Genomic DNA, 23,420 nt, shown 5'->3' with positions numbered 1-23,420 from the left:
CTTATTTTGCTTCCTCAACGATTCTCACTATTCCCTTATACCGTAACTATGCTCTTTAACAAGCGAGCCTGTGTGCTGGCCATCTGGCTTTTAACTGCCGGTACTACCCTGCGCGCACAAGATAACCCTCTGGTGCTGAGTGTGGAGAAAGTAATGCGCGACCCAAAATGGATCGGCGTTTCTCCGAGCAATATTTTCTGGTCAGAAGATGGTAAAAAGCTTTACTTCGACTGGAACCCGGAAGCGACCAAACATGACTCTCTTTACAGCGTCTCAGCCGACGGACGGAACATACACCAGGTTCGTCCACTGGAGCGGCGCAGCCTGCCTTCGCCATCCGGCAACTATAACCGAGCAGAGACAAAGAAGGTGTATGAGAAAAACGGAGACATCTTCCTTTACGATATTAAAACAGGTAAAGCACAGCAGCTAACGCGCACCGTGGAGCGGGAATCTAGCCCCAGCTTTACTTTCGACGAGCAGAAAATAGCTTATCTGAAAGACGGCAACCTCTACACCTGGAATACCAACAACGGGCAAACCCGGCAGCTGACAGACTTTCGGAAAGGCAATAAGCCAGCCGGAGAAAACAAAGATCCACAACGTGCCTGGCTGCGGGAGCAACAACTAGCTTTGCTGCAGGTGGTGCGGGAGCGGGAAGCAGATAAGGCCCTGCGGAAAGAACAGCATGAGCGCGATGTGCCTACTAATCCCAAAGAAATATACATAGGCAGCAAAGCGGTAGAGAGTATGGTGCTGAGTCCGGATGAGCGGTTCGTGACCTACCAGCTGGTAAGTTTCCCGAACGACGAAAGGGTAGCAGCCGTTCCCAACTTTGTGACAGCTTCGGGCTATACGGAGGAAATTGATGCCCGCACTAAGGTGGGTGATGCTCAGAACAAGTATGAGTTCTTTGTGTATGATACCCGCCGCGACACCACCTTTGCCGTGACCATGAAGGAGATTGACGGCATCTATGAGCAGCCAGCTTACCTGCAGGAGAAAGCGGCAAAAACAAATGCTAAAAAGGAAGCACCTGATACCAAAGCTGGAAAACCTGAGATGCGGTCAACGGTCATTTATGGGCCATACTGGTCAGATAACGGGAAACATGCCGTTGTGGTGGCGCGCTCAGATGACAACAAAGACCGCTGGATCATGACGCTGGAGCCGGCGACAGGTAAACTTGATCTGGTAGACCGGCAGCACGACGATGCTTGGATCAACGGCCCTGGCATCGGCTATGGCCCCGGCGATATCGGCTGGATGCCGGACAATGCGCATGTATGGTTTGAATCCGAAGAGAGTGGTTTCGCTCATTTGTATACTGCCGATATTAACACCGGTAAAAAGAAAGCTCTGACCAGTGGCAAGTATGAAGTATCGGATGTGCGCCTGTCGGATGATAAGAAGAACTTCTACTTTAGCGCCAACAAAGTGCACCCCGGAGAGCAGCACTTTTACCGCCTGCCGGTACAAGGGGGAGACCTGGTGCAGCTTACGACAATGCCTGGCGCTTCAGAAGTTACGCTGTCACCGGATGAGAAGACGTTAGCTATTCGCTACTCCTATACCAACAAGCCCTGGGAGCTGTACGTGCAGGACAACAAGAAAGGAGCCAAGCCTAAACAGGTAACGCACTCCACCACTGAAGAATTTAGGTCCTACAACTGGCGCGACCCGGCCGTGATCACCTTTAAAGCCCGCGATGGGCAGGAAGTATATGCCCGCGTGTACCAGCCGGCTAAGCCTGAAGCCAATGGCCCTGCCGTCATTTTTGTACATGGCGCCGGCTACCTGCAGAATGCGCATAAGTGGTGGAGCAGCTACGAGCGCGAATACATGTTCAATAATTTTCTAGCCGACCAGGGGTATACGGTAATGGACATCGACTACCGGGGCAGCGCTGGCTACGGCCGCGATGTGCGCACGGGCATTTACCGCTACATGGGTGGCAAAGACCTGAACGATGAGGTAGACGGTGCGCATTTACTGGCCGAGAAGTATAAGGTAGATCCGAAGCGCATTGGCATTTATGGCGGTTCTTACGGTGGCTTTATGACGCTAATGGCCATGTTTACGCAGCCGGATGTGTTTGCTGCCGGTGCCGCACTTCGGTCTGTTACTGATTGGGCGCACTACAATCACGGCTATACTTCCAACATCCTGAATACGCCTTACACTGACAGCCTGGCCTATGTCAGAAGTTCCCCCATCTATTATGCGGATGGGTTGAAAGGTGCCCTGCTCATGTGCCACGGCATGGTAGATACCAACGTGCATTTCCAGGATATTGTCCGGTTGTCGCAACGGCTGATCGAACTGGGCAAAGAGAACTGGGAACTGGCTGTATACCCGGTTGAGAGCCACGGCTTCGTAGAGCCCTCCAGCTGGACCGATGAGTATAGGCGGGTATACAAGCTTTTTGAAGAAAATCTCAAAAAGAAGTAAGCTGTTATAAAAGCAAAAAGGCATACGCAAGTATGCCTTTTTGCTTTTATAACAGCTGATGAATGCTGTCTCTTATGCCTCTTGTTGCTCCTAACAAGGGCTAAATTGTAGCTAAGGCTATTAAAACCGTTGCATCAACATCAAAAGAAACTTATCTATTAGGGTATAATGCAATTTTGATTGAAATATAGAGAATGTTCAATTAAAGATTAACTCAGAAATATTACTGCCGACGCACTTTTACGCTAAAAATTCAGAAGAGTTTAATCATTTTAATCCTGTAACGCAGGCTGCTCAGCGAAATCTGATCAGTCAGATGCAATAAATGATTGTGGTTTATCTCTTATAACTTGCTTATTTATAGTATGTTGTTTGCAATTTGATACGCTTTTAGTTAAGGAGTGGGCGATTTAGAAAATGCATAAAAAAAAATAATATTGAGTTTATATTAATGTATTATTAGTATAACTTTGAAAACTAAACATATACCTAATTAATTAATAATTCTAATCTAACCTTATGAGAAAAGTTCTATTGTTGGGTTTGACGATGCTCTTGATGCTGGTAAATCAGGCATGGGCGCAAAGTCGAACCGTATCGGGAAAGGTGACAGCTGCGGAGGATGGCACACCACTACCTGGCGTAACGGTTTTGGTACAAGGTACTACTGTTGGAACCGCGACCGGAGTTGATGGTTCGTATACCATCAACGTACCTGCCGGAAACAATACGCTGGCTTTTAGCTTTATTGGCTATACTACTGAAACCAGAAGCGTTGATAATGCTTCTACTGTTAATGTTAGCCTTAAAGTAGACGCCAAGCAGCTGGAGGAAGTAATTGTTTCGGCTATTGGTGTAAAAGAAGAGAAGCGTACCATTGGTTATGCGGCTCAGAACGTAAACGTGTCGGAAATTAAAGAATCAAGAGAGCCGAACCTTGTTAATGCCCTGGCTGGTAAAGTAGCTGGTGTTAATATTAACAACTCAGGAGGTCAGGCTGGTTCTTCTTCCCGTATCGTTATCCGTGGTACAACCTCTTTAACTGGTGATAACCAGCCGCTGTTTGTTGTAGATGGTATTCCGATCGATAACTCAACAAACCGTGGTTACACAGGTGAAAGTACCTTGTTTAACGGTACAGGCTCAAACAGAGCTATCGATATTGACCCGAACCTGATTGAGAATGTAACAGTTCTTAAAGGAGCTTCTGCAACAGCACTTTGGGGCTCGCGCGGTGCAAATGGTGTAATTGTAATTACAACTAAGCGTGGTAAAGATCTAAAAGACAGAAAATATCCTCGAGTAAACCTTTCTACAAGTGTTGCATTTGATGATGTGGTGCTGGAAGGCTTCCAGGACAAGTACCTGTCAGGATCACTAGGCCTTTTCAAGAACGAGCTTCCGTATGGTGCAGGCGGTTTTTCAGAGGACACTAGAACAGCTGCTACACAAAGAGCAACGCAAACATCTTTGAGCTGGGGACCGCACAGAGATTCTGTTAGCCAGTTTGTGATTGACTCTATTGGCATGCCTAAAATCTTTAATCCTAGAAGCGACTTCTATCAGACCGGTAAAGTTTGGAACCGTTCAGTTTCTGTAAGCGGCGGTGGCGATAAGTCAACTTACGTTTTCACGTATTCAAATCTGAACCAAGAAGGCATTGTACCAAATAATACGTACAACCGTAACAGCTTAACGGCTGCTTTTACCTCGCAGTTAAGTAGCAAATTTAGTGTTAACACTTCTGTTAACTACATCAAATCTGATAACCAGAGATTGCCTGAAGGTAACGGCCAGCGTTCTTATCTGTTTGGCTTGAACTTTACGCCTATCAACTTTGATATCAACAGGTATTATACTGAACCTGGTAACAAGAACGTAACTTATACTGCTACTGCTTATAACAACCCGTTCTGGCTTGCCGAGAACAACGGAAACTTCAGCAATACGAACAGATTTATTGTTTCTAACTCAGCTGAGTTGACAATCCTACCTTGGTTGAAGCTATCTGATCGCGTTGGTATTGACACGTATACGGATGAACAGGCCGAGCATGTAAATATCGGAACCAGAAGTGTGCCTAAAGGCAGAATGTATGAGTCATTGATTAAAAATACTCAAATTAACAATGACCTGCTTCTTACCGCGAACTATGACTTTAACGAAGATCTGAATTTGTCAGCTTTGATTGGTCATAACACAAACGTAAGAACCTACAACAGCAGAACCGTACGTGGTTTGGATCTAAGCATACCAGGTTTCTTTGATATCACGAATGCGCAAACCACGCAGGCTTATCAAGGTGATCTGAAAACAAGATTGATCGGTGTATACGGAAGTGCTACATTAGACTACAAAAACTACCTGTTTTTAACAGCAACTGGCCGTAACGACTGGTCTTCTACTTTACCAGTAGAAAACAATTCATACTTCTACCCATCTATTGCTGCAGGTTTTGTGTTTACAGATCTTTTGGGTCTGTCTAACTCTAACTATTTCCCTTATGGTAAGTTAAGATTGTCATGGGCACAGGCCGGTAACAGCGCTTCTGCATACCAAACACAGCAGACATTTACACAGGCTGCTCCTGGCGACGGAACACGTGGTACTATCATCTTCCCTTTCCAGGGCCTGAACGGCTTTGAAGTAAGCGGACAGCTAAACAGCAACACGCTGGTACACGAACTGGTAACTGAAAAAGAAGTAGGCTTAGACCTGCGCTTCTTCCAGAATAGATTAGGTATTGATGCTGCTTACTACAACAAGGTAAGTAACGACCAGATCATTTCTCAGGAAGTTGCCGCCTCTAGTGGCTATACTAACCGCGTAACAAACGCTGGTGAGATATTAAACAAGGGTATCGAAGTTTCTGTAACAGCTACACCACTCAAAATTGGTGACTTCAACTGGGACATGCTGGTTAACTTCGGAAGAAACAAGTATAAGCTGGTTAGCTTGGCTGAAAACGTTGATAACATCTTCCTTGGTGGATTTACCAGCCCGCAGATCCGTGCTGATAAAGATTATGGTTACGGTGTAATCTGGGGTGCAAAGCTGAAAAGAAATGATGCTGGCAAAGTGATTGTTGACGAAGAAGGTTATCCGGAAGTTGCGGATGCTTTAGGACCAATAGGTAATGCTACGCCTGACTGGACTGGATCCTTACGAAACACCTTTACTTACAAAGGCATTTCATTATCAGGTTTGATCGATGTACGCCACGGTGGTGATATCATGAACATGGACTTGTACTACATGAGCTACTATGGTACTGCTAAGATTACGGAGCAGCGCGGTACATACAAAACTTTTGATGGCGTGAAGGAAGATGGTACGCCGAATGACATTCCAGTTTTGCAAGACCAGGCTTACTTCCAGAACTACTTCTCAAACGTAGACGAGTTCTTTGTAGAGGATGGTAGCTTCGTTAAGTTAAGAGAGATCACGCTGGCTTATTCTCTGCCAAAGGCTTTGATCAATCGCATTAAATTGCAAGATGTTACATTGTCTGCAACAGGCCGTAACCTTTGGATCAACTCTGACTTTACTTACAGAGATCCGGAAGGAAGCTTATTAGGCAATGGTAACGCGCAAGGCTTTTATCATGCTGTAACACCATCAACCAAAGGCTATACATTTGGTGTTAACATAGCGTTTTAATTAAGATATTCTGAATTATATGAAAAAGAATAAATATTTAATCTTGTTTCTGCTGTTGTTCTCAACTACTTTTTATAGTTGTGATAAAGATTACTTTGACATTAACAGGGACCCTAACTCGCCTGCTGAAGTTTCAGAGGATCTGTTACTGACAGCTACATTAGCCAACTTCTCTTATGAGGTAGTTGGTGGCTATCCGCCAAGAGTAACAAACCTCTGGACTAAGCACTTAGCGGATGCAACACCACCCCCACACGTTGGTACGTATGATATCGATGAGAATGATGTAAACAACTTTTGGACCTATACATCATATACCCATGTGATGAATAACAGTAAAAAGTTGTCGGAGCTTGCCTTGGCAAACGAGAACCCACAATATAGCGCAATTGCTAAAATTGTTTGGGCCTGGAACATGACCTACATCACAGATTTGTTTGGAGACGTGCCTTTTTCACAAGCCTGGAAAGGAGAAGAAGGTAACTTTAAGCCAACTTACGATAGCCAGGAAGATGTTTACAAAGCCATCCAGAATCTTTTGGACGAAGCAATTGTAGAAGCAAACCAGCCAGCTGGCCTTAAAGTGCCTGGTGCTGATGACCTGGTATATGGTGGTAAAATGGCTAATTGGATTAAGTTAGCGAACAGCTTAAAAGCCAGAGCTTACTTAAGACTATCTTATGCACCCGGATATGATGCCGCTGAGCAGGCAGATAAGGCGTTAGCAGCTTTGAACGCAGGTGCTATCAGCAGCAACGCAGAAATGCCTACTTTTAAGTATGCCAACCAGCCAGGTGCTGAGAACCCATGGTATCAGTATGCCATTGACGGTAAGTGGGGTACTTTCACAAGACCTTCTGTTTTCTACTTGGATTTGTTGCAGTCAAAAAATGACCCGCGCATCGCTTATCAGGCAACAGTAGCAACTACAGGAACTGACATCGGAAAATATGTAGGTGCTACGAATGATGGCGGTAACCCTGGAACAGCCGGATCAGCAATTGGTCCGTTCTATTCTGCTGCCGATGCTCCTGTGTATATGTTCATCTATGCTGAGATTCCTTTCATCAGAGCTGAAGCTGAGTTTTTGAAAGCAGGAAAGATGATTACACCTGAAGTAATTGATGCTTATAACAAAGGTATTCAAGCTTCTATGAGCATGTATGGTATCAGCGCTGCAGAAATTACAGCCTATCAGCTGGCTAATGCACTGAACGTACTTGACCCTGAGGCAGCCTACGATCAGATCATGACTCAGAAATACATCGCGAACTACTTGCAGGTGGAGCCTTATAACGATTATAGAAGAACTGGCTACCCAGTGTTGCCACTGAATGAAGAAGCCGTTATAGACAGAATTCCATTGCGATTCCCTGTTCCGTCAGGCGAGAGATTGTATAACCCCACGAACGTACCATCTAACTTGCCAGCAGGTTATGCCAGCTTGTTAGTACCAGTATGGTGGGATACTACATTGTAATTCTAGTTGAACGATAATAAAAAAGGGGAGCAATTTTGCTCCCCTTTTTTATTATCGTTCAACTAGAAAGTATACGTCAGTACTGCGCCATTATATTCCGGAGAAGATATCGGTACAAGGCTGATGTTGGTCTTGTTTGCCTTTTTATGCAGTTGCGGAACCAGGATGCCGGTGGCCGCACCAACAGCATACCCGACCAGGTTGTCGCTTAAAAAGTGCTTGCCAGCCCATAGGCGCATGTACCCCACCGTAGCAGGCACAGCAGCAGCGGCGGCCCAAACGTAAGGCCGGGCTCTGGAGTCTGGGTTGAAGTCGTTAAAAATTTTCGCGACGAAGAAGGTAGCACTGGCTGTTGCAGCAGTATGACCAGCAAAGAACGCATTCTTAGCATTTGCACTGGTTTTGTCAGAAAGCGCTGCGTCAGGGCTGTAAGCTAAAGGGCGAATACGCGGAACATTGCCATTCGTAAGAGTAAAGATGGTGCCTGTTACCGCCATTGTCTCCACGTATAGCATCAGCACCTGCCCCGCTTTGCTGCGAATATTGTCATTCAGCAACATAACAACGGGTGCTGCTAAAGAGCCATATAGCGGGTAGTTACTGATATTCTTTGCACTCTCAGAATGCCAGCCCGCCGAAAACCTGTCAAAGCCGTTTACATTGCTTTTCTGCAGGGCGTTGGCTTCCGCATCAGTCAATCCTTCTTTATCATGCATCAACGTTAATCCATAATAGCTCAGGCCCATACCTGCTGCTATCACAGGGGCATCAACTTTTAAACTGGTCGTATAAGGGGAGTCGTCCTGGCAGTAGGCTTGATTTCCGAAAAGTATAAGTATAGTAAGTATAGAGAGTAATCGCTTCATGTAATTCTAATAGTAATTGTATTATTTGTTGCCCTTGAAACGCTGGGGCACGGAAAAGGTTATGGGACTAGCTGGTGGGGCGATTATACCGTAAGCAGACCAGCAAGCCGTAGAATACTGGTACCTACATTATTTTAAGTATGGTAGAAATGTCTTAGCTTTGTATCCGCTGCCCCAGAGGGCGGCTGGTTTATACTTTGTACCTAAACCCCTAAAGAATGCCTTATTTATTTACTTCTGAGTCCGTATCAGAAGGACACCCGGATAAAGTGGCAGATCAGATTTCTGATGCGTTGCTCGATGCTTTTTTAATACAGGACCCGCAGTCTAAAGTGGCATGCGAAACGCTGGTGACGACTGGGCTGGTGGTATTAAGCGGTGAAGTGAAGTCTGAAGCCTATGTAGACGTGCAGAAAGAAGCACGCGAGGTGATCAGGCGGATTGGCTATACAAAATCCGAATACAAGTTTGATGCAGATGCTTGTGGTGTAATCTCGGCCATACACGAGCAGTCCAGTGATATTAACCAGGGAGTAGAGCGGGCAAACCCGGAAGACCAAGGAGCCGGCGACCAGGGGATGATGTTTGGCTATGCCACCAATGAAACCGACAACTTTATGCCGCTGGCACTTAGCATTTCGCACCTGCTGTTACAGGAGCTGTCGGCTATTCGCAAAGAAGGAAAAGAAATGACGTACCTGCGCCCGGATGCCAAGTCGCAGGTAACGATCCGCTACAGCGATGACCATGTACCGGAGAAGATCGATACCATCGTGATCTCCACGCAGCATGATGAATTTGTGCTCCCGAAAGATGATAGCAACGAAGCCAAGAATGCAGCCGAGATCAAGATGCTGGAGCAGATCAACCAGGATGTGACGCGTGTGCTGATTCCGCGGGTGCTTAAGCAATTGCCGGAGCGTACGCAGAAGCTGTTTAATGACGACATCATACATCACATCAACCCTACCGGTAAGTTTGTGATTGGCGGCCCTCACGGCGATACCGGCTTGACAGGTCGTAAGATCATCGTGGATACGTATGGCGGCAAGGGCGCACACGGCGGTGGCGCTTTCTCAGGTAAAGATGCTTCTAAGGTAGACCGATCAGCAGCTTATGCGACACGACACATTGCCAAAAACCTGGTTGCTGCCGGAGTAGCAGATCAGGCGCTGGTACAGGTAGCATATGCTATAGGCGTGGCAGAACCTGTAGGCCTTTATGTAACCACCTATGGCTCTACCAAGGTAAAAGATGCCCAAGGCAATACCATGAGTGATGGCGAAATTGCCGAGCGGGTAAGTAAGCTGTTTGACATGCGTCCTTATGCCATTGTGAAGCGATTTGGATTACAGAATCCTATCTTCGCTGAAACGGCTGCTTATGGCCATATGGGCAGAACACCCGGCATCAAAAAGGTAGAAGTAGGCACTAACGGGCAGAAGCAGGTGAAAGAGTTTGAAACCTTTACCTGGGAAAAGCTCGATTATGTAGATAAGATCAAGCAGGAGTTCGGATTGTAAGGTATACTCCCTAAGATTTCTCGATAACATAAAAAGGGCCTGCTAAGTATAGCAGGCCCTTTTTATGTTATCGTATAGTTACAGTGTTTGTTTTATACGCTTCTATCAGGGAAGCAGAAAGCGAATAAGTTTAGTGTGTTGCCTGTTTCTCTTTGTGTCGCTTTAACTGGCGGCGCATGGCATCGGCAGCAGCATCGGCAGCGGCCTCAAACGAAGCGGCGCTTTCCTGCGAGAAGAGGGTAGTGCCAGGCACAAGTAACCGGATTTCCACTTCCTTGTTTTCCGTGCCACTCTGGCTGCCATTGTCCTTAATGAATACTTCCCCGTCTATTATTTTATCATAGAACGTTTCCAGTTTGTTCATCCGCTGCTGAATAAAGCTATTCAACTGTTCACTAGCTTCGAAGTTGATGGAATACATTTGTAGTTTCATAGTCGTATTTCTTTAAATGTTAAACTTATGCTTTGGGGTGTGCTTTCTCGAAAACTGACTTCAGTTTTTCAATCGAGTTATGCGTGTACACCTGCGTTGCCGCCAGGCTCGCATGCCCCAGTAAATCCTTTATCGCATTCAGGTCTGCCCCTTTGTTGAGGAGGTGTGTGGCGAAGGAATGTCGCAGCACATGCGGGCTGTTATGTTCAGATGTGGTAATCAAACTGATATACTTTTTAACAACGCGATAGACGAACTTTGGATAAAGGGGACGAGCCTTCTTAGTAACGAGCAGCTTTCCGGAATTGTTATCGCCAAATTCGCTTTTCTTGTAGCTCAGGTAAGTATTTATACTTTCCATCAGCGAGTCATTCAGGGGCACGATACGTTCTTTATTGCCCTTGCCCAGCACACGCACTGTTTTGGCATGCAGGTCAATGTCAGCATGTTCTATGCCGATCAGTTCTGCGAGGCGAATGCCGGTGCCATAGAGGAATTCCAGGATCAGCCGGTCGCGCTGTCCTTCAAAATCCGCCTCAAAAGAAAAGCTGTCCAGAAATGTGTTGAAAGGTTCTTCGGGTACAAAGGCAGGCAGCTTTTTGGAAGCTTTAGGCGCTTTGATGCGCAACATGGGGTTTACCTGCACGCGCTGCTGCGCCATCAGGAACTTATAATAAGAGCGCAGGCAGGCAATCTTCCGGTTGATGGAACGTGGTTTGATGTTCTGCTGCACCAGCGTCAGCAGCCAGGAGCGAATGATGGTGTGGTCGGCTTCAGCGGCATCTGTTACCTGGTATACCTCCTGCAGGTACTGGGCAAACTGCCCCAGGTCGGTGTGGTAAGAGGTAAGGGTATGCGGGCTGTAGCGCTTCTCGTACTGAAGGTACTTAAAAAACAAATCCATACATTAGTATACCTGGTAAGTAAGTCAGGTATACTAATGTATGGAAAAATAAGATATGTTGGTAGAAAGACTAGTAGTTTTGGTTGGCGTACATCTGCTGCTTATATGCGGCACGCTCTTTCTGCTTACGCTTCGAAACAGATGGTTTCTCGAAATACGTTCTGGAACGCAGTTCTTTCAGAACACCAGTTCTTTCAAATTTCTTCTTAAATCTTTTTAAGGCACGGTCTACAGACTCGTTATCTTTTACGTTTACAATAATCATATAATCTCTCGCTTCTCTTTGGATTTAGGGTTGCAAATTTAACTAAGCTTTTACTTAAAAATCAATAGTTTGTATAAATATTTATCGCAAGTTACTGATAATAAGTTACAGATGCCTTATAGTTACTACTTTAAAGTATAAGAAAGGCTGTTTTATTTAAGAATAGCTCTGGAAATAACGAGTTTTTGGATCTCACTTGTTCCCTCGCCGATGGTGCAAAGCTTGGCATCGCGGTAATACTTCTCGGCCGGGTAGTCTTTGGTAAAGCCGTAGCCGCCAAATATCTGCACGCCTTCGGTGGCCACGCGCACCGATACCTCAGAAGCATAGTACTTGGCCATAGCCGACTCTTTGTTCACGTTCAGGCCCCGGTTCTTCATGTCGGCGGCCTGGTAAGTTAGCAGGGCAGCTGCCTCAATTTCAGTTGCCATATCGGCCAGCTTAAAAGCTATACCCTGAAAATCAGAAATAGGCTTGTTGAACTGGTGGCGCTCCTGCGAGTAGGCCAGCGCCGCCTCAAAGGCACCCTGCGCAATACCCAGCGATAAGGCAGCAATAGAGATCCGGCCGCCATCCAGCACTTTCATGGCCTGGATAAAGCCGTCACCTACCTTTCCCATGATCTGGTCCTGGTGCACGCGGCAATCCTGGAAAATGAGCTCGGTAGTTTCCGAAGCGCGCATACCCAATTTGTCTTCTTTGCGGCCAGCACTAAAGCCCGGTGTGCCCTTCTCGATGATAAAAGCCGTCATGCCATGGGAGTCGCCCACATCGCCGGTCCGCACAATCACAACGGCCACGTTGCCGGATTTACCATGCGTGATGAAGTTCTTGGCGCCGTTGATCACCCAATGATCGCCGTCCTGCACGGCCACGGTGCGCATGTTGCCCGCGTCAGAACCGGTATTAGGCTCGGTAAGGCCCCAGGCGCCTATCCACTCAGCAGAAGCCAGCTTAGGCAAGTATTTCCGTTTTTGCGCTTCGTTGCCAAACTGCAGAATGTGGCCGGTGCAAAGTGAGTTGTGTGCCGCCATGGACAGGCCAATAGAGCCATCTATCTTCGCCAACTCTGCAATTGCCGTTACATACTCCAGGTACCCGAAGCCGGAGCCGCCGTATTCTGTTGGCACCAGCACCCCCATCAGCCCCAGTTCTCCTAACTTCTTAAAAACTTCCACCGGAAATTCCTGGCTTTCGTCCCATACCCGCATGTGTGGTTTAATATGCCGAGCACCAAAATCGCGGATCATGTCCGCGATCATGTGCTGGTTTTCAGTTTGTTTTAATTCCATGTACAGTTACTTAGTAGGGTTGTTTTGAAGTATAACGGTATCGCTATATCAGATGTTTACAAAGCTATCGAATTAGACTTTAACAGCAAATGAAGGGCCGCAATAACCTGGCACAGCTGTTGCCGTTGTAAGCGCAGTGCGGCCAGGCGAAATACTTTGATGAGCCACATTATTTGTGTTATTTTGAATTTAGTTTACTTCGGGCTGCCCGCAGATCATAGTATAAAAGGATAAAAGCGCAGGTGATGATTAAGTTATTGCAGAACTTGTTTGGAGGCAGTACGGTGCAGGAAGAATCGCTGCAGGCCATTGGTGTGGACATGCACTCGCATGTGCTGCCCGGCCTGGATGACGGCGCTGATAACCTGGAGCGCTCGCTGGAGTTGGTGCGGGCACTGCAGGCCATTGGCTACCGCAAGCTGATCATGACGCCTCACATCATGAGCGACTTCTATAGGAACACGCCCGAAGGAATACGCGAACGGCTGCAACTGCTGCACAAAGCCATTGCAGCAGCAGGTATAGCCATGGAGCTGGAGTGTGCTGCCGAATATTACCTGGACGAAGGGCTGCTGGAGAAGCTGGAAAAAGGCGAAGAGCTCCTGACTTTCGGCGACAAATACCTGCTCTTCGAGACATCTTTCCTGAGTGAGCCCATGAACCTGCGGGAAGTAATTTTTCTGATGCGGGCCAAAGGCTACCAGCCGGTGCTAGCCCACCCGGAGCGCTATACTTACTTCTATGGCAAGTATGATGAACTGGCGACCCTACATGAAACCGGCGTGCTGTTTCAGCCTAACCTCAATTCGCTGGCAGGTTATTACTCGGCGGGCGCCAAAGACATTGCCGAAAAACTAATAGACGCCGGCCTTGTTGATTTCCTGGGCACAGATACGCATAGCCTCCGGCACACCGATTCGCTGCAGAAGGTGCTAAGCAGCAAGTACCTGTCCAAGGCGCTGGCGTTGCCTATCCGCAACAGCCAGCTTTAAATTTCTCCATACCTACAGCAATACACATGGTTTTTGTTACTGGCGGCAGTGGCCTTATCGGCCGCTTTTTAATTGAGGCGCTACTGGAGCGGGGGCATGCGGTAAAAGCGGTGTACCGGGGGCAGGTGCCGGACTATTCAGGCGCCGCTAAGGTGCAGTGGCTGGAAGGGGATATTCTGGACCCGGCTTTCCTGCGCAGTGCCCTGCAGGACGTAACGTATGTGTTTCACTGCGCCGGGCTGGTGTCGTATGCCCCACAAGACAAGGAACTGCTGAAGCAGGTGAACATCCAGGGGACAGCCAATGTAGTGGATGCCTGTATAGAGCAGGCAAGTATAAAGTTATGCCACGTCAGCTCTATCGCAGCGATAGGCCGCCCCAAAGGGGCAACTATACTTACCGAAGCAAACAAGTGGGATGCCGCCGAAGAGCACTCAGCCTATGCCAACTCCAAGTACCTGGGCGAACTGGAAGTATGGCGCGGCGTGGCCGAAGGGCTGGATGCCGTGATCGTTAACCCGTCGGTGGTGCTGGGCCCGGCCAACTGGCACCGCAGCAGTACGCAGCTATTTCGGTATGTATATAACCAGCACGCCTTTTATACTACAGGCCGTGCAAACTTTGTAGATGTGCGCGATGTGGTGGAAGCGATGTTGCAACTTTCTTTCTCGGATATGTCCGGAGAAAGATTTATCTTAAATGCCGGGCAGCTAACTTATAAAGAGTTTTTTAAACAGGCAGCAGCAGGTATGAGCCGCCGGGCGCCCTCGTGGCGTGTGCCGCCCCTGCTGGCCGAGCTCGTGTGGCGCCTGGAGCATACGCGTGCCTGGTTTACCGGCAGCCGCCCACTTATTACAAAAGATACGGCCCGGGTATCGGGCAAAAGTCACCTGTTCAGCAGCGACAAAGTACGCCAGGCGCTTGGCTTTGAATTTCGAGCGTTGCCTGAAACGATAGCCTGGAGCTGCCGCCAGCTTTTACAGCAGGTAACGGCAGGAAAAGTGCCCCAGAACCGGGTAGACTAAACTATTTGCAGCATTAAAATGTAGTATGACATAGGCTGCTAAAGATGCAGCTTGTTGGATATTGGAGATGAAAGATAACTTTGAAGAGCACAGCGAGGAGCTGGATTTAATACAGCGTTTCGAGCAGATGCTCGGACGTAATGAGACTATTTTTTTTGACCTGACTGATTTTGAATCTATAATAGATCACTATACGGCCAATTTTGAGTATAAAAAGGCCTTGGCCGCCTGCGATTCTGCCATCGCACAATACCCTTTTTCCACAGAGCTGCAGATAGACAAGGCACAGCTGTTAGCAATGTCCGGCAGTTTTGAGGAAGCGTTGGTGATGATTGATAAAGTGGCAGAGGTAGAGCCCGCCAACCCCGACGTGCAGCTCACGCGCGGCATCATCTATACCCAGCGCGGCGACTACCGCGATGCGATCGACCACTTCAAGAAAGCCATTGCCTTTGATGAGGAGCGCGATGATATTTACTTTAATATCGGGCTGGCCTACCAGAGTTGGGGGAAGTTTAACTCCGCCATCAAATACTATAAGAAGAGCATTGCTCTGAACTTGGAGAACGAGGCCGCTATGCAGGAGATCGTGTACTGCATGGAGCTAACCGGCACCTTGCAGGAGCACCTGCCCTTTTTCCAGGAGTTTGTAGACAGTGACCCATACTCGTATGTGGCCTGGTTTAACCTGGGTAATGTGCTGAATAAGATCGGCTCTTACGACAAAGCCATTGCTGCTTACGACTACGCCACGATCATCAAACCCGATTTTATCACCGCCTACAACAACATGGCCAATGCCTACGTGTTTCTAGGGGAGTATACCAAAGCCGTGGAAGCCTTTAATGCCATGCTGGAGCACGGCAGCCCATCGGCAGAAGTGTACTGCAACATTGGCGAGTGCTACGAAAAGCTTCGGCAATGGGACCTCTCGCGCCGCTATTACCAGAAGTCAGTGGACCTGGATCCGGAAATGGATGAGGCCTGGTTTGGCATTGGCGTGATCCTGGATGCGCAGAACAAATGGCATGAGGCTGTCCACTTCTTTAAGAAAGCCGTGGAGTTGTATGACGATAGCCCCGAGTACTGGATGGCACTGGCAGCGGCGGAGTACCAGGTGGGGCATGTGGTGTCGGCGCTGGAGAGCTATGCCCGTGCCGCCGAAATTCAGCCGGAGGACAAGAATATCTACCTCAACTGGTCTATCATACTTTATGAGCAGGGCAATTTTGAGGAAGCAACCGATATTATTTTGAACGCCATAGAACTGCAGCCAAACGAAGCTGAGTTGTATTACAGAGCGTGCGCGTACATGCTTTCGGCAGGAAAATACCGCGAAGCTTACAATTATCTGGAAAATGCGTTAATTTTGGACTTCGATAAACACAAGCTGCTGTTCGAGTTCTTCCCGGAACTGGAGTCGCAGCGCGCATTAGCCCGATTAATTGATCAGTACCGCAAATAAAACCACATGAATTATACGCTGAATAACCTGCCGGAGCGGGAGTTGAAACCGCGCGAACGCGGCTATACCATGGCAATGGACAAAGGCCTTAGCATTCGCGAAGTAGAAGACTTCATAGAAGTTGCCGGTGAGTATGTTGATATTGTGAAGCTAGGCTGGGCCACTTCTTTTGTGACGCCTAACCTGAAAAGAAAGCTGGAGATTTACAAAGAAGCCGGCATCCCGACTTACTTTGGGGGCACGTTGTTTGAGGCTTTTATCGTGCGCAACCAGTTCGACGATTACCGCCGCGTGCTCGACCAGTTCAACATGACCTTTGCCGAGGTGTCGGATGGCTCTATTGAGCTGCCGCATGGCAAAAAGTGCGAGTATATCCAGACGCTGTCGGAGCAGGTAACAGTGCTCTCAGAGGTCGGTTCTAAGGACGATACCAAGATCATTCCGCCGTATATGTGGATCAAGCTGATGCAGGCAGAGCTGGATGCCGGTGCCTGGAAAGTGATCGGCGAAGCCCGCGAAGGCGGCAACGTGGGCCTGTTTCGCTCTACCGGTGAGGTGCGCAGCGGCCTGGTAGAAGAGATTCTGACAAAGATCCCGTTTGAGAAGATCATCTGGGAGGCGCCACAGAAAGCGCAGCAAGTATGGTTTATCAAGCTGCTCGGCACCAACGTAAACCTCGGCAACATTGCGCCAAGCGAGATCATTCCGCTGGAAACAATTCGTCTGGGCCTACGGGGCGATACCTTCGACTACTTCTTAAAACCGGAAAGCCCCGGACAAAAGGATTGCTGATAGATCAAAACAAAAAATAGTAAATTGCCCGATGGTGAGTGCCGTCGGGCAATTTTTGTTACGGCCGCAGCCATTTGAATCGATCATACTACCTGAATTATACTTATGGGAAGAAAAACACCAAAAGAGTACCTGTTGCTTTTTTCTAAAGGCGTAGCCATGGGCGCTGCCGACGTGGTGCCGGGCGTATCGGGCGGCACTATTGCGTTTATCACCGGCATTTATGAGGAACTGCTGGGCTCCATCCGCTCGGTAAACGGGCAGGCATTAAAGCTGCTGCTGCGCCTTAACTTTGCCGCTTTCTGGCGACACATCAACGGCAGCTTTCTGGTGGCGCTGCTGGGCGGCATCCTGTTTTCGATTGCCATCCTTTCGCGGCTGGTAATTTTCCTGCTCAACACCTACCCCGAATTGCTATGGTCGTTCTTTTTCGGGCTTATCGTCGCTTCGGCAGTAGTGGTAGGTAAAAAGATCCGGCGCTGGACCTGGGGTGTGCTGCTTGCAGGACTGCTGGGTGTGGCCCTTGCCTACTATGTAACTGTTGCGACACCCACGCAAACGCCTGAAGCGTACTGGTTTGTCTTTCTCTCCGGCGCCATTGCTATCTGCGCTATGATTTTGCCGGGCATATCGGGTAGTTTCCTGCTGGTGCTGCTGGCCAAGTATGAGTTTATACTTGGTGCTGTAAAAGACCTGAAGTTTAGCGTAGTGGCAATCTTCGGGCTGGGCTGCATCACAGGTATACTGGCATTCTCGCATGTGCTCAACTGGATGCTGAAGCGCTACCACAACGTAACGGTGGCGCTGCTGACCGGCTTTATGGTAGGCTCACTCAACAAAGTATGGCCCTGGAAGCAAACGCTCCAGACGTATACCGACAGCCACGGTAATGCCAAACCGCTGCTGCAGGACAATGTACTGCCCGCCCAGTATGAGCAGTTAACAGGGCAGGAAGCTTACCTGGAGTATGGCCTGGTGCTGGCTGTCTTCGGGTTTCTGCTGGTTTATCTCGTAGATCGTTTCACGGCTGGTACTACAAGGCAGGTATAAGGCCATATCTTAAAAGTATAAAACTGTTCCTTTGTAAGTATAACCACATGCGCAAGTTCGGACTGATTGGAAAAAAGCTGGGCCACTCGTTCTCTAAGAAGTATTTTACAGAGAAGTTTACCCGCGAAGGTATACAGGACACTCAATACGAGCTGTACGAACTGCCGGAAGCCAGCGAGTTAAAACAGTTACTGGCGCAGGAGCCGGAACTGGTGGGGCTGAATGTAACCGTGCCTTACAAAGAGCAGGTGCTGCCGTTGTTAGATGAACTGGACGAAGCCGCCGCCCGCATTGGCGCAGTAAATACCATCCGGATCAGCCGGAACGGACGTACCAAGGGTTTTAATACGGATTACATCGGCTTTAAAAGTACGCTGGAGGAGTTCTTTCCGCTGGAAGTGAGGGGAGAAGCACTGGTGCTGGGTACCGGCGGGGCTGCCAAAGCCGTAAAGGCCGCCCTAGACGATTTGCATATACCTTATAGGTCTGTGTCGCGGGCAGCCGGGCCTGATACTTTGCAGTATGAGGAAGTGACGCCCGACCTGCTGCAACGCTATACTTTGCTCGTGAACACAACGCCTTTGGGCATGCACCCGCACGTGGATACAGCTCCGCTGCTGCCTTATGATAGTCTAACGCCGGCGCATTATGCTTACGACCTGGTGTACAATCCAGAGCAGACACTTTTTTTACAACAATGTGCGGCAGCAGGCGCTCACACGATAAATGGGCTGAAAATGCTCTACCGGCAAGCAGAAGCCGCCTGGCACATCTGGAACGCAAACGGTTAAGTATAAAGTGCAATTCTGAAAGAAGGTATATTGTTCTGTCAGTGCAACTTTGCAGGCAGTTGTTCCCGTAAAAGGACAGCATCTGAAAAACCACTGCTATGGCACAACTAAACACCCTGAAGCAAAAAGCACAAGAATTCAATATAGAGGTTTACGCCCTGTACCTGGCGGCCAAAGACAACCGCGTAAAGTGGCATGTACGGTTTCTGCTGGCCTTCGCCATTGGGTATGCTATCAGCCCCATAGACCTGGTACCAGACCTGACGCCCGTGTTTGGTTTTCTGGATGATGTGGTGCTTGTTACGCTTGGTGTAAGCCTGTGTTACCAGCTGCTGGCGAAACACGTGCTTGATCGCGCGCGGCTGCATGCCTATGACGTGCTGCATACCACTACCAGCGAAACAGCTAACGCACACCGCATTATCGGCTATGCCTGGGTGCTGCTGGCGTCTTTGTTGCTGATTTTGGGATACAAGCTGCTTTTGCTGCACATGCAATAGGGTAAGCGAATCTCATTACCATTTAAACGATCTAAGATAGGAGCCTCCTGAAAAGGGGGCTTTTTTGTGTCAGTACCTGCTGCTGCGCCGGCTCCTGCCAGAGCAGTTTTATACTTCCGGCGGGCAGCAGCGCTTCAAAAATTAACGCCTTCAAACCCTTGTGCGTGTGTGGGATAACTTCTGAAAGTTGCTATCTTTACATAGCAGTTGAGGTCTGGTTTTCAGGGGCTTGCCAGCTGCACGGTGGTATAGAACAGAAATATTTACGGGCACTTGCAACCATTGCTCCTGTTCCGGAATCATAGAGGTGTGTAAAGCATAAACAGGCAGCATTTGAAGCTTTTTTCCAAACCTAAGTCAGACGAGGATAAACTCATTGAGGGGTGCATCGCAGGCAAGCGCGACATGCAGCGGCTCCTCTATGACCTTTATGCTAAAAAGATGATGGCCGTTTGCCTGCGCTATGCCCCCACTACTTTCGAGGCGGAAGACATCATGCAGGATGCTTTCGTGAAGGTGTACGCTAACCTGCAGACCTTTAAAAAGGACTGCCCGCTGGAGTTCTGGATACGCAAGATTATGGTGAATACGGCGCTAAAGCATATTCGCAGCAAACAGTTGCTCACCGTGTCGCACGAGGCGGAGGAAGTAGCCAGCATTTCGTCTGACAGCTTTAGCCTGACCGGCTATAGTATGGAGGAACTTATGAGTATGATACAGAGCCTGGCACCGCGTTACCGCATGGTGTTTAATCTGTACGCCATCGAAGGATATAACCACAAGGAAATTGGCGAGATGCTCGGCATCTCGGAAGGAACATCAAAGTCACAATACTCCCGGGCACGTGCCATACTGCAAAATATGCTTACGCGCCAGGAGGAAAACTATAATGAACATGTCATCAGCAGCTAACCAAAAGCGAGAACCACTCGAGGAAGAGTTCTGGCGCCGGATGCACGACGCTGAGGCTTCTCCGTCGGCAGACCTGTGGGCGCGCATCGACCACGACCTGACCGTACAAGAAAATGCCGTGTACAAAAACCGCGTGGTGTTTTACCGGCAACTGGCCGCCGCTTGTTTTGTATTGTTTGTATTGGCCGGCGCATTGTCTATGTACTACTTCAGTAAAGACGAGCAGCAGCAACAACTAGCCATAGCACCACAACAAACTGCTACGCTAGCTATTGCCGCAGCCCCACAAACAAAGGCAGAATCAGTGCCAGCCAGCATAGCTCAATCCGCAACTTTGCCGGGAGTAGCACCGGAAATACCTGAAATTGCTACAGCTCCCAGGCAAGCCAGCGCCAGAACAACTACAGCCAAATCCGCAAGAACGGCCCCTGCAAGAACGGCCCCTGTATACATGGCCGCTGCGACAGCACCTGCTATTCCAACTGATCGGGTGATTACATCGTCTCAAAATCCTTCCAATGCTTTTACGGTGAGCCTGGGAGCTGAGCAGATGCCCCTGGAGCGCGTGATTACCGGGCAGGGACATACTTTTACAGACCTTAACAGCCACCTGCTAAGCGAGAGAGGAGAGGGAACCGCAGCCTTTAAATCGCTGCAGCCTTTTTACCAGCTTGCCCGCCAGGCCATTGCTGCGGTGCCAGACTCCTACAGTAGTGCTCAAAACATGCATACGTCTCTGGCCGCGCAGCAACTGCTGCGTAACCCGGCATACCCCCAAGGAGCGGCGCAGGCTGTGCAAGGCTTGCGGGCTGCAATCGCCAGCGAAAACAGGCTGCCGCAGCATCAGCAGGAGGCGCTGGTGTTAGCCCTTAACGGTGGCAAAGCCGATAAAAAAGACAGTGGCAGCAGCGAAAACAGCCGCTGGACTGTGGGGATGGCCTATGCGCCCAGCTACTTTGACCAGAACATCGGCATACCTGAACAGGCCATGAGCATGGCAAGTATGCGAAGCTTTAGTTTAGCAGGACCTTCTGTAAACGCACTGGCACCTTCGGAGATGAACAAAGCGCGTGAGGAGTATGCTGACAACACTGATCCCGGTTTTTCCTATGCTTTTGAGGCGAAAGTCGGGTTTAAACTCTTTAAAAAGCTGAAGTTGCTTACGGGCATTGGGTACTCGCAGAACTCCGCCCGCACCAAATCCAGCTATATCATACAGCAGTATCAGAACCACTCAGTATTTGATTCCGATGTGGCATTGGCGCCATCTACCGTTTTCCTGCCCTCGCTCACCAGCAGCGTCCTTGTTTCGGATTCGGTGAGTGTAGCCAAAACAGATGCCTTTAACGTGAACTACCGCTACCGCCATCTTACGCTGCCGGTAGGCCTGCAGTATGAAGGTCGCCTGTCTAAAGACTGGTTCTGGTATGCGGGCAGTGGCGTAGCGGCTAACTTCCTGCTGCAGACAACGGTAATGGCCTCCACCAACGAGGTAAGCGATGTTACCTTTAACCGTGGCGATGCGTCTCCTTTCCGCAAGGTACAGCTTTCGGGCAATGTATCGGTAGGCGTGGGCAAGCGCTTGTCTAACGCTATTTCGGTCGCTGTGGGGCCTGAGTTCAGGGGCTATTTCAATACGCTGCTGGCTACACCTGAAGATGCGCTGGCACCTCAAGGAAAGCCGTATACCATAGGCCTGAACATGGCCGTGAACTATGACTTGGGCAGTGGCCGAAAATAAATTCTTTTTTCAGAGCGCCTTGCAACCTTTGTTCCCCAAAAAGAATCATCAGCATAGAGAAGAAGGAGCCATACTGTAATACTACCGGTATCTATGAAAACAATGTTTCACGCACTGGATATCCTGGCAGCCGCCATCAAACCTAATTTATCCGGTTGGTACGTACTGTTGGCCCTTCTCTTTTTCGCTGTGCTCCTGTCGTGAGCAAACCTGTTCTACAACTAAGGCGCAGCTGCTATAGATATTACCCCGTGCTTCTCCAGGCTATGAAAAGAGGCAAGCCAGGGCATTGCAGGTTGCACCGGCAATAATCTCTGGCGGCACCAGGAACAACCGAATTTGAAAGCTATGAAAAGTATTCTCTACATCGCCTTATTTTACCTCTGCCTCTCGGTGCTGGTAGTAAGCTGCACCGAAAAGGAGCCGGAGCCTGCCTGCCTGCAGGCCGAGGTAGTAGGGCCGGATTGCCAGAACGGCTGGTACATCTTAAAGCTGGCGAACGAAGACAGCCAGACAAACCACACCGGCGACTTTGTAGGGCAGATTCAGGCCGGCTACGTAACCACCGATAACCTGCCTGAGGCTTACCGCCACGAAGGGCAGCGGCTAACGCTTGCGCTGGAATTGAATGGCTCCTACAGCCCTATATGTACGGCGGTGCATATGATGTACCCGGCCGTGCGCATCAAGCGCGTGTGCGCAGCAGCGACAGGGGATTAACACAGACCTATTAGTTTTTTCATACTTGAGTGAGTTGTTTATTGATTAGGAAGAGTGACGTTTTCCTGAGAGCCTGCCGAACTTCGGCAGGCTCTTAAATCTCTCCCGATCATTGCAACTACAAACACGAAACTACAAAGCAAGCCATGGAAGCAACTATGTCTCAAAGCCGAAATCTTATGAAAAGCATCTGCCTGGTGTGGCTGCTTGCCACTATACTTTGCCTGGGCGCCAGTTGCTCAAAGGAAGAGGAGGCCAGCCCCTGTCTGTATGCCCGTGTAATAAGTGCTGATAACTGTGGCGGTTACATGCTGCAGGTGTCCGAAACGGAACTGCCGCCAAGCAGCGGCTTGTGGTGTGGTACACCGCCGCTGCCGTTCCGGTATGTGGTAGTGGAGAGCCTGCCAGCTAGTATACAGGCTGCGGGAACGCAGTTTACCTGCCAGCTGGAGGAGCCACAGGCCACGCATGCCTGTTCTGCGATGTTTGAGGGATATCCACAGGCAAAAATCACCCGCATCTGCAGCCAGCCGGCGCCGGATGCTACAAATTGAGTAA

At 49.0% G+C, this 23,420-nt stretch carries 21 protein-coding genes; 15 read left to right on the top strand and 6 right to left on the bottom strand.

What is annotated here, in order from left to right; genetic code table 11:
- The first annotated feature begins 48 nt into the window (after positions 1-48).
- The 3 genes from ABDW72_RS04190 to ABDW72_RS04180 all read left to right on the top strand — a co-directional run bounded on the left by ABDW72_RS04190 (position 49) and on the right by ABDW72_RS04180 (position 7,591).
- On the top strand, positions 49-2,451 hold the full coding sequence (locus ABDW72_RS04190) for a prolyl oligopeptidase family serine peptidase (RefSeq protein ID WP_347157206.1): 2,403 nt from the start codon (positions 49-51) through the stop codon (positions 2,449-2,451).
- A gap of 519 nt (positions 2,452-2,970) precedes the next feature.
- Positions 2,971-6,111 (top strand): SusC/RagA family TonB-linked outer membrane protein, encoded by a 3,141-nt coding sequence (locus ABDW72_RS04185; RefSeq protein WP_347157205.1) that lies wholly within the window; start codon positions 2,971-2,973, stop codon positions 6,109-6,111.
- A 19-nt stretch (positions 6,112-6,130) separates the two neighbouring features.
- Positions 6,131-7,591, top strand: coding sequence for a SusD/RagB family nutrient-binding outer membrane lipoprotein (locus tag ABDW72_RS04180; RefSeq protein WP_347157204.1), 1,461 nt, complete (start codon positions 6,131-6,133; stop codon positions 7,589-7,591).
- 62 nt (positions 7,592-7,653) lie between these two features.
- Here ABDW72_RS04180 and ABDW72_RS04175 read toward each other — a convergent pair whose 3' ends face one another.
- Positions 7,654-8,457 carry a phosphatase PAP2 family protein gene (locus ABDW72_RS04175; RefSeq protein ID WP_347157203.1) on the bottom strand — a complete coding sequence of 268 codons (804 nt, stop codon included), beginning with the start codon at positions 8,455-8,457 and terminating at the stop codon, positions 7,654-7,656.
- A 218-nt stretch (positions 8,458-8,675) separates the two neighbouring features.
- Here ABDW72_RS04175 and metK point away from each other — a divergent pair, with 218 nt between their 5' ends.
- Positions 8,676-9,980 (top strand): methionine adenosyltransferase, encoded by a 1,305-nt coding sequence (gene metK, locus ABDW72_RS04170; protein WP_347157202.1) that lies wholly within the window; start codon positions 8,676-8,678, stop codon positions 9,978-9,980.
- Positions 9,981-10,110: 130 nt separating this feature from the next.
- Here the strand turns inward: metK and hpf are convergent, their stop codons facing one another.
- The 4 genes from hpf to ABDW72_RS04150 all read right to left on the bottom strand — a co-directional run bounded on the left by hpf (position 10,111) and on the right by ABDW72_RS04150 (position 12,874).
- Positions 10,111-10,413: a ribosome hibernation-promoting factor, HPF/YfiA family gene (gene hpf / locus ABDW72_RS04165; protein ID WP_347157201.1), complete on the bottom strand. Its 303-nt coding sequence runs from the start codon at positions 10,411-10,413 to the stop codon at positions 10,111-10,113.
- A 25-nt stretch (positions 10,414-10,438) separates the two neighbouring features.
- On the bottom strand, positions 10,439-11,317 hold the full coding sequence (locus ABDW72_RS04160; RefSeq protein WP_347157200.1) for a tyrosine-type recombinase/integrase: 879 nt from the start codon (positions 11,315-11,317) through the stop codon (positions 10,439-10,441).
- Between the two features lie 70 nt (positions 11,318-11,387).
- Positions 11,388-11,582 carry a 30S ribosomal protein S21 gene (gene rpsU / locus ABDW72_RS04155; RefSeq protein ID WP_347157199.1) on the bottom strand — a complete coding sequence of 65 codons (195 nt, stop codon included), beginning with the start codon at positions 11,580-11,582 and terminating at the stop codon, positions 11,388-11,390.
- Positions 11,583-11,734: 152 nt separating this feature from the next.
- Positions 11,735-12,874, bottom strand: a complete 1,140-nt coding sequence (locus tag ABDW72_RS04150) for an acyl-CoA dehydrogenase family protein (RefSeq protein ID WP_347157198.1) — start codon at positions 12,872-12,874, stop codon at positions 11,735-11,737.
- A 245-nt stretch (positions 12,875-13,119) separates the two neighbouring features.
- On the opposite strand from ABDW72_RS04150, the gene ABDW72_RS04145 reads away from it, so the two are divergent.
- From ABDW72_RS04145 to ABDW72_RS04115, 7 genes are all read left to right on the top strand, one after another.
- Positions 13,120-13,866 carry a tyrosine-protein phosphatase gene (locus tag ABDW72_RS04145; RefSeq protein WP_347157197.1) on the top strand — a complete coding sequence of 249 codons (747 nt, stop codon included), beginning with the start codon at positions 13,120-13,122 and terminating at the stop codon, positions 13,864-13,866.
- 26 nt (positions 13,867-13,892) lie between these two features.
- A complete protein-coding gene (locus ABDW72_RS04140; RefSeq protein WP_347157196.1) occupies positions 13,893-14,891 on the top strand; it encodes an NAD-dependent epimerase/dehydratase family protein in 999 nt (332 codons plus the stop codon).
- A gap of 67 nt (positions 14,892-14,958) precedes the next feature.
- Positions 14,959-16,356: a tetratricopeptide repeat protein gene (locus ABDW72_RS04135; RefSeq protein WP_347157195.1), complete on the top strand. Its 1,398-nt coding sequence runs from the start codon at positions 14,959-14,961 to the stop codon at positions 16,354-16,356.
- Between the two features lie 6 nt (positions 16,357-16,362).
- Complete coding sequence (locus ABDW72_RS04130) at positions 16,363-17,148, top strand: phosphosulfolactate synthase (RefSeq protein WP_347157194.1); 786 nt, start codon at positions 16,363-16,365, stop codon at positions 17,146-17,148.
- 105 nt (positions 17,149-17,253) lie between these two features.
- Complete coding sequence (locus tag ABDW72_RS04125; RefSeq protein WP_347157193.1) at positions 17,254-18,198, top strand: polyprenyl-phosphate transporter; 945 nt, start codon at positions 17,254-17,256, stop codon at positions 18,196-18,198.
- Between the two features lie 47 nt (positions 18,199-18,245).
- Entirely contained in the window at positions 18,246-18,989 is a 744-nt protein-coding gene (locus tag ABDW72_RS04120; protein ID WP_347157192.1) for a shikimate dehydrogenase family protein, read from the top strand.
- Positions 18,990-19,087: 98 nt separating this feature from the next.
- Positions 19,088-19,489 carry a YkvA family protein gene (locus ABDW72_RS04115; protein ID WP_347157191.1) on the top strand — a complete coding sequence of 134 codons (402 nt, stop codon included), beginning with the start codon at positions 19,088-19,090 and terminating at the stop codon, positions 19,487-19,489.
- 31 nt (positions 19,490-19,520) lie between these two features.
- Here the strand turns inward: ABDW72_RS04115 and ABDW72_RS04110 are convergent, their stop codons facing one another.
- Positions 19,521-19,643, bottom strand: coding sequence for a hypothetical protein (locus ABDW72_RS04110; protein ID WP_347157190.1), 123 nt, complete (start codon positions 19,641-19,643; stop codon positions 19,521-19,523).
- A gap of 179 nt (positions 19,644-19,822) precedes the next feature.
- Here ABDW72_RS04110 and ABDW72_RS04105 point away from each other — a divergent pair, with 179 nt between their 5' ends.
- The 4 genes from ABDW72_RS04105 to ABDW72_RS04090 all read left to right on the top strand — a co-directional run bounded on the left by ABDW72_RS04105 (position 19,823) and on the right by ABDW72_RS04090 (position 23,416).
- A complete protein-coding gene (locus ABDW72_RS04105; protein ID WP_347157189.1) occupies positions 19,823-20,401 on the top strand; it encodes an RNA polymerase sigma factor in 579 nt (192 codons plus the stop codon).
- Complete coding sequence (locus ABDW72_RS04100; RefSeq protein ID WP_347157188.1) at positions 20,385-22,142, top strand: outer membrane beta-barrel protein; 1,758 nt, start codon at positions 20,385-20,387, stop codon at positions 22,140-22,142. The genes ABDW72_RS04105 and ABDW72_RS04100 overlap by 17 nt, the downstream gene beginning before the upstream one ends.
- Positions 22,143-22,490: 348 nt before the next feature.
- Positions 22,491-22,862 carry a hypothetical protein gene (locus tag ABDW72_RS04095; RefSeq protein WP_347157187.1) on the top strand — a complete coding sequence of 124 codons (372 nt, stop codon included), beginning with the start codon at positions 22,491-22,493 and terminating at the stop codon, positions 22,860-22,862.
- Positions 22,863-23,041: 179 nt separating this feature from the next.
- Positions 23,042-23,416, top strand: coding sequence for a hypothetical protein (locus ABDW72_RS04090; RefSeq protein ID WP_347157186.1), 375 nt, complete (start codon positions 23,042-23,044; stop codon positions 23,414-23,416).
- The last annotated feature ends 4 nt before the right edge of the window (positions 23,417-23,420 follow it).

The organism is Pontibacter chitinilyticus (assembly GCF_039748935.1).
GTDB classification, from domain to species: Bacteria; Bacteroidota; Bacteroidia; order Cytophagales; family Hymenobacteraceae; genus Pontibacter; species Pontibacter chitinilyticus.
Note: the sequence above shows the minus strand (reverse complement) of the source record. Positions and strands in the feature narration are given on the sequence as shown.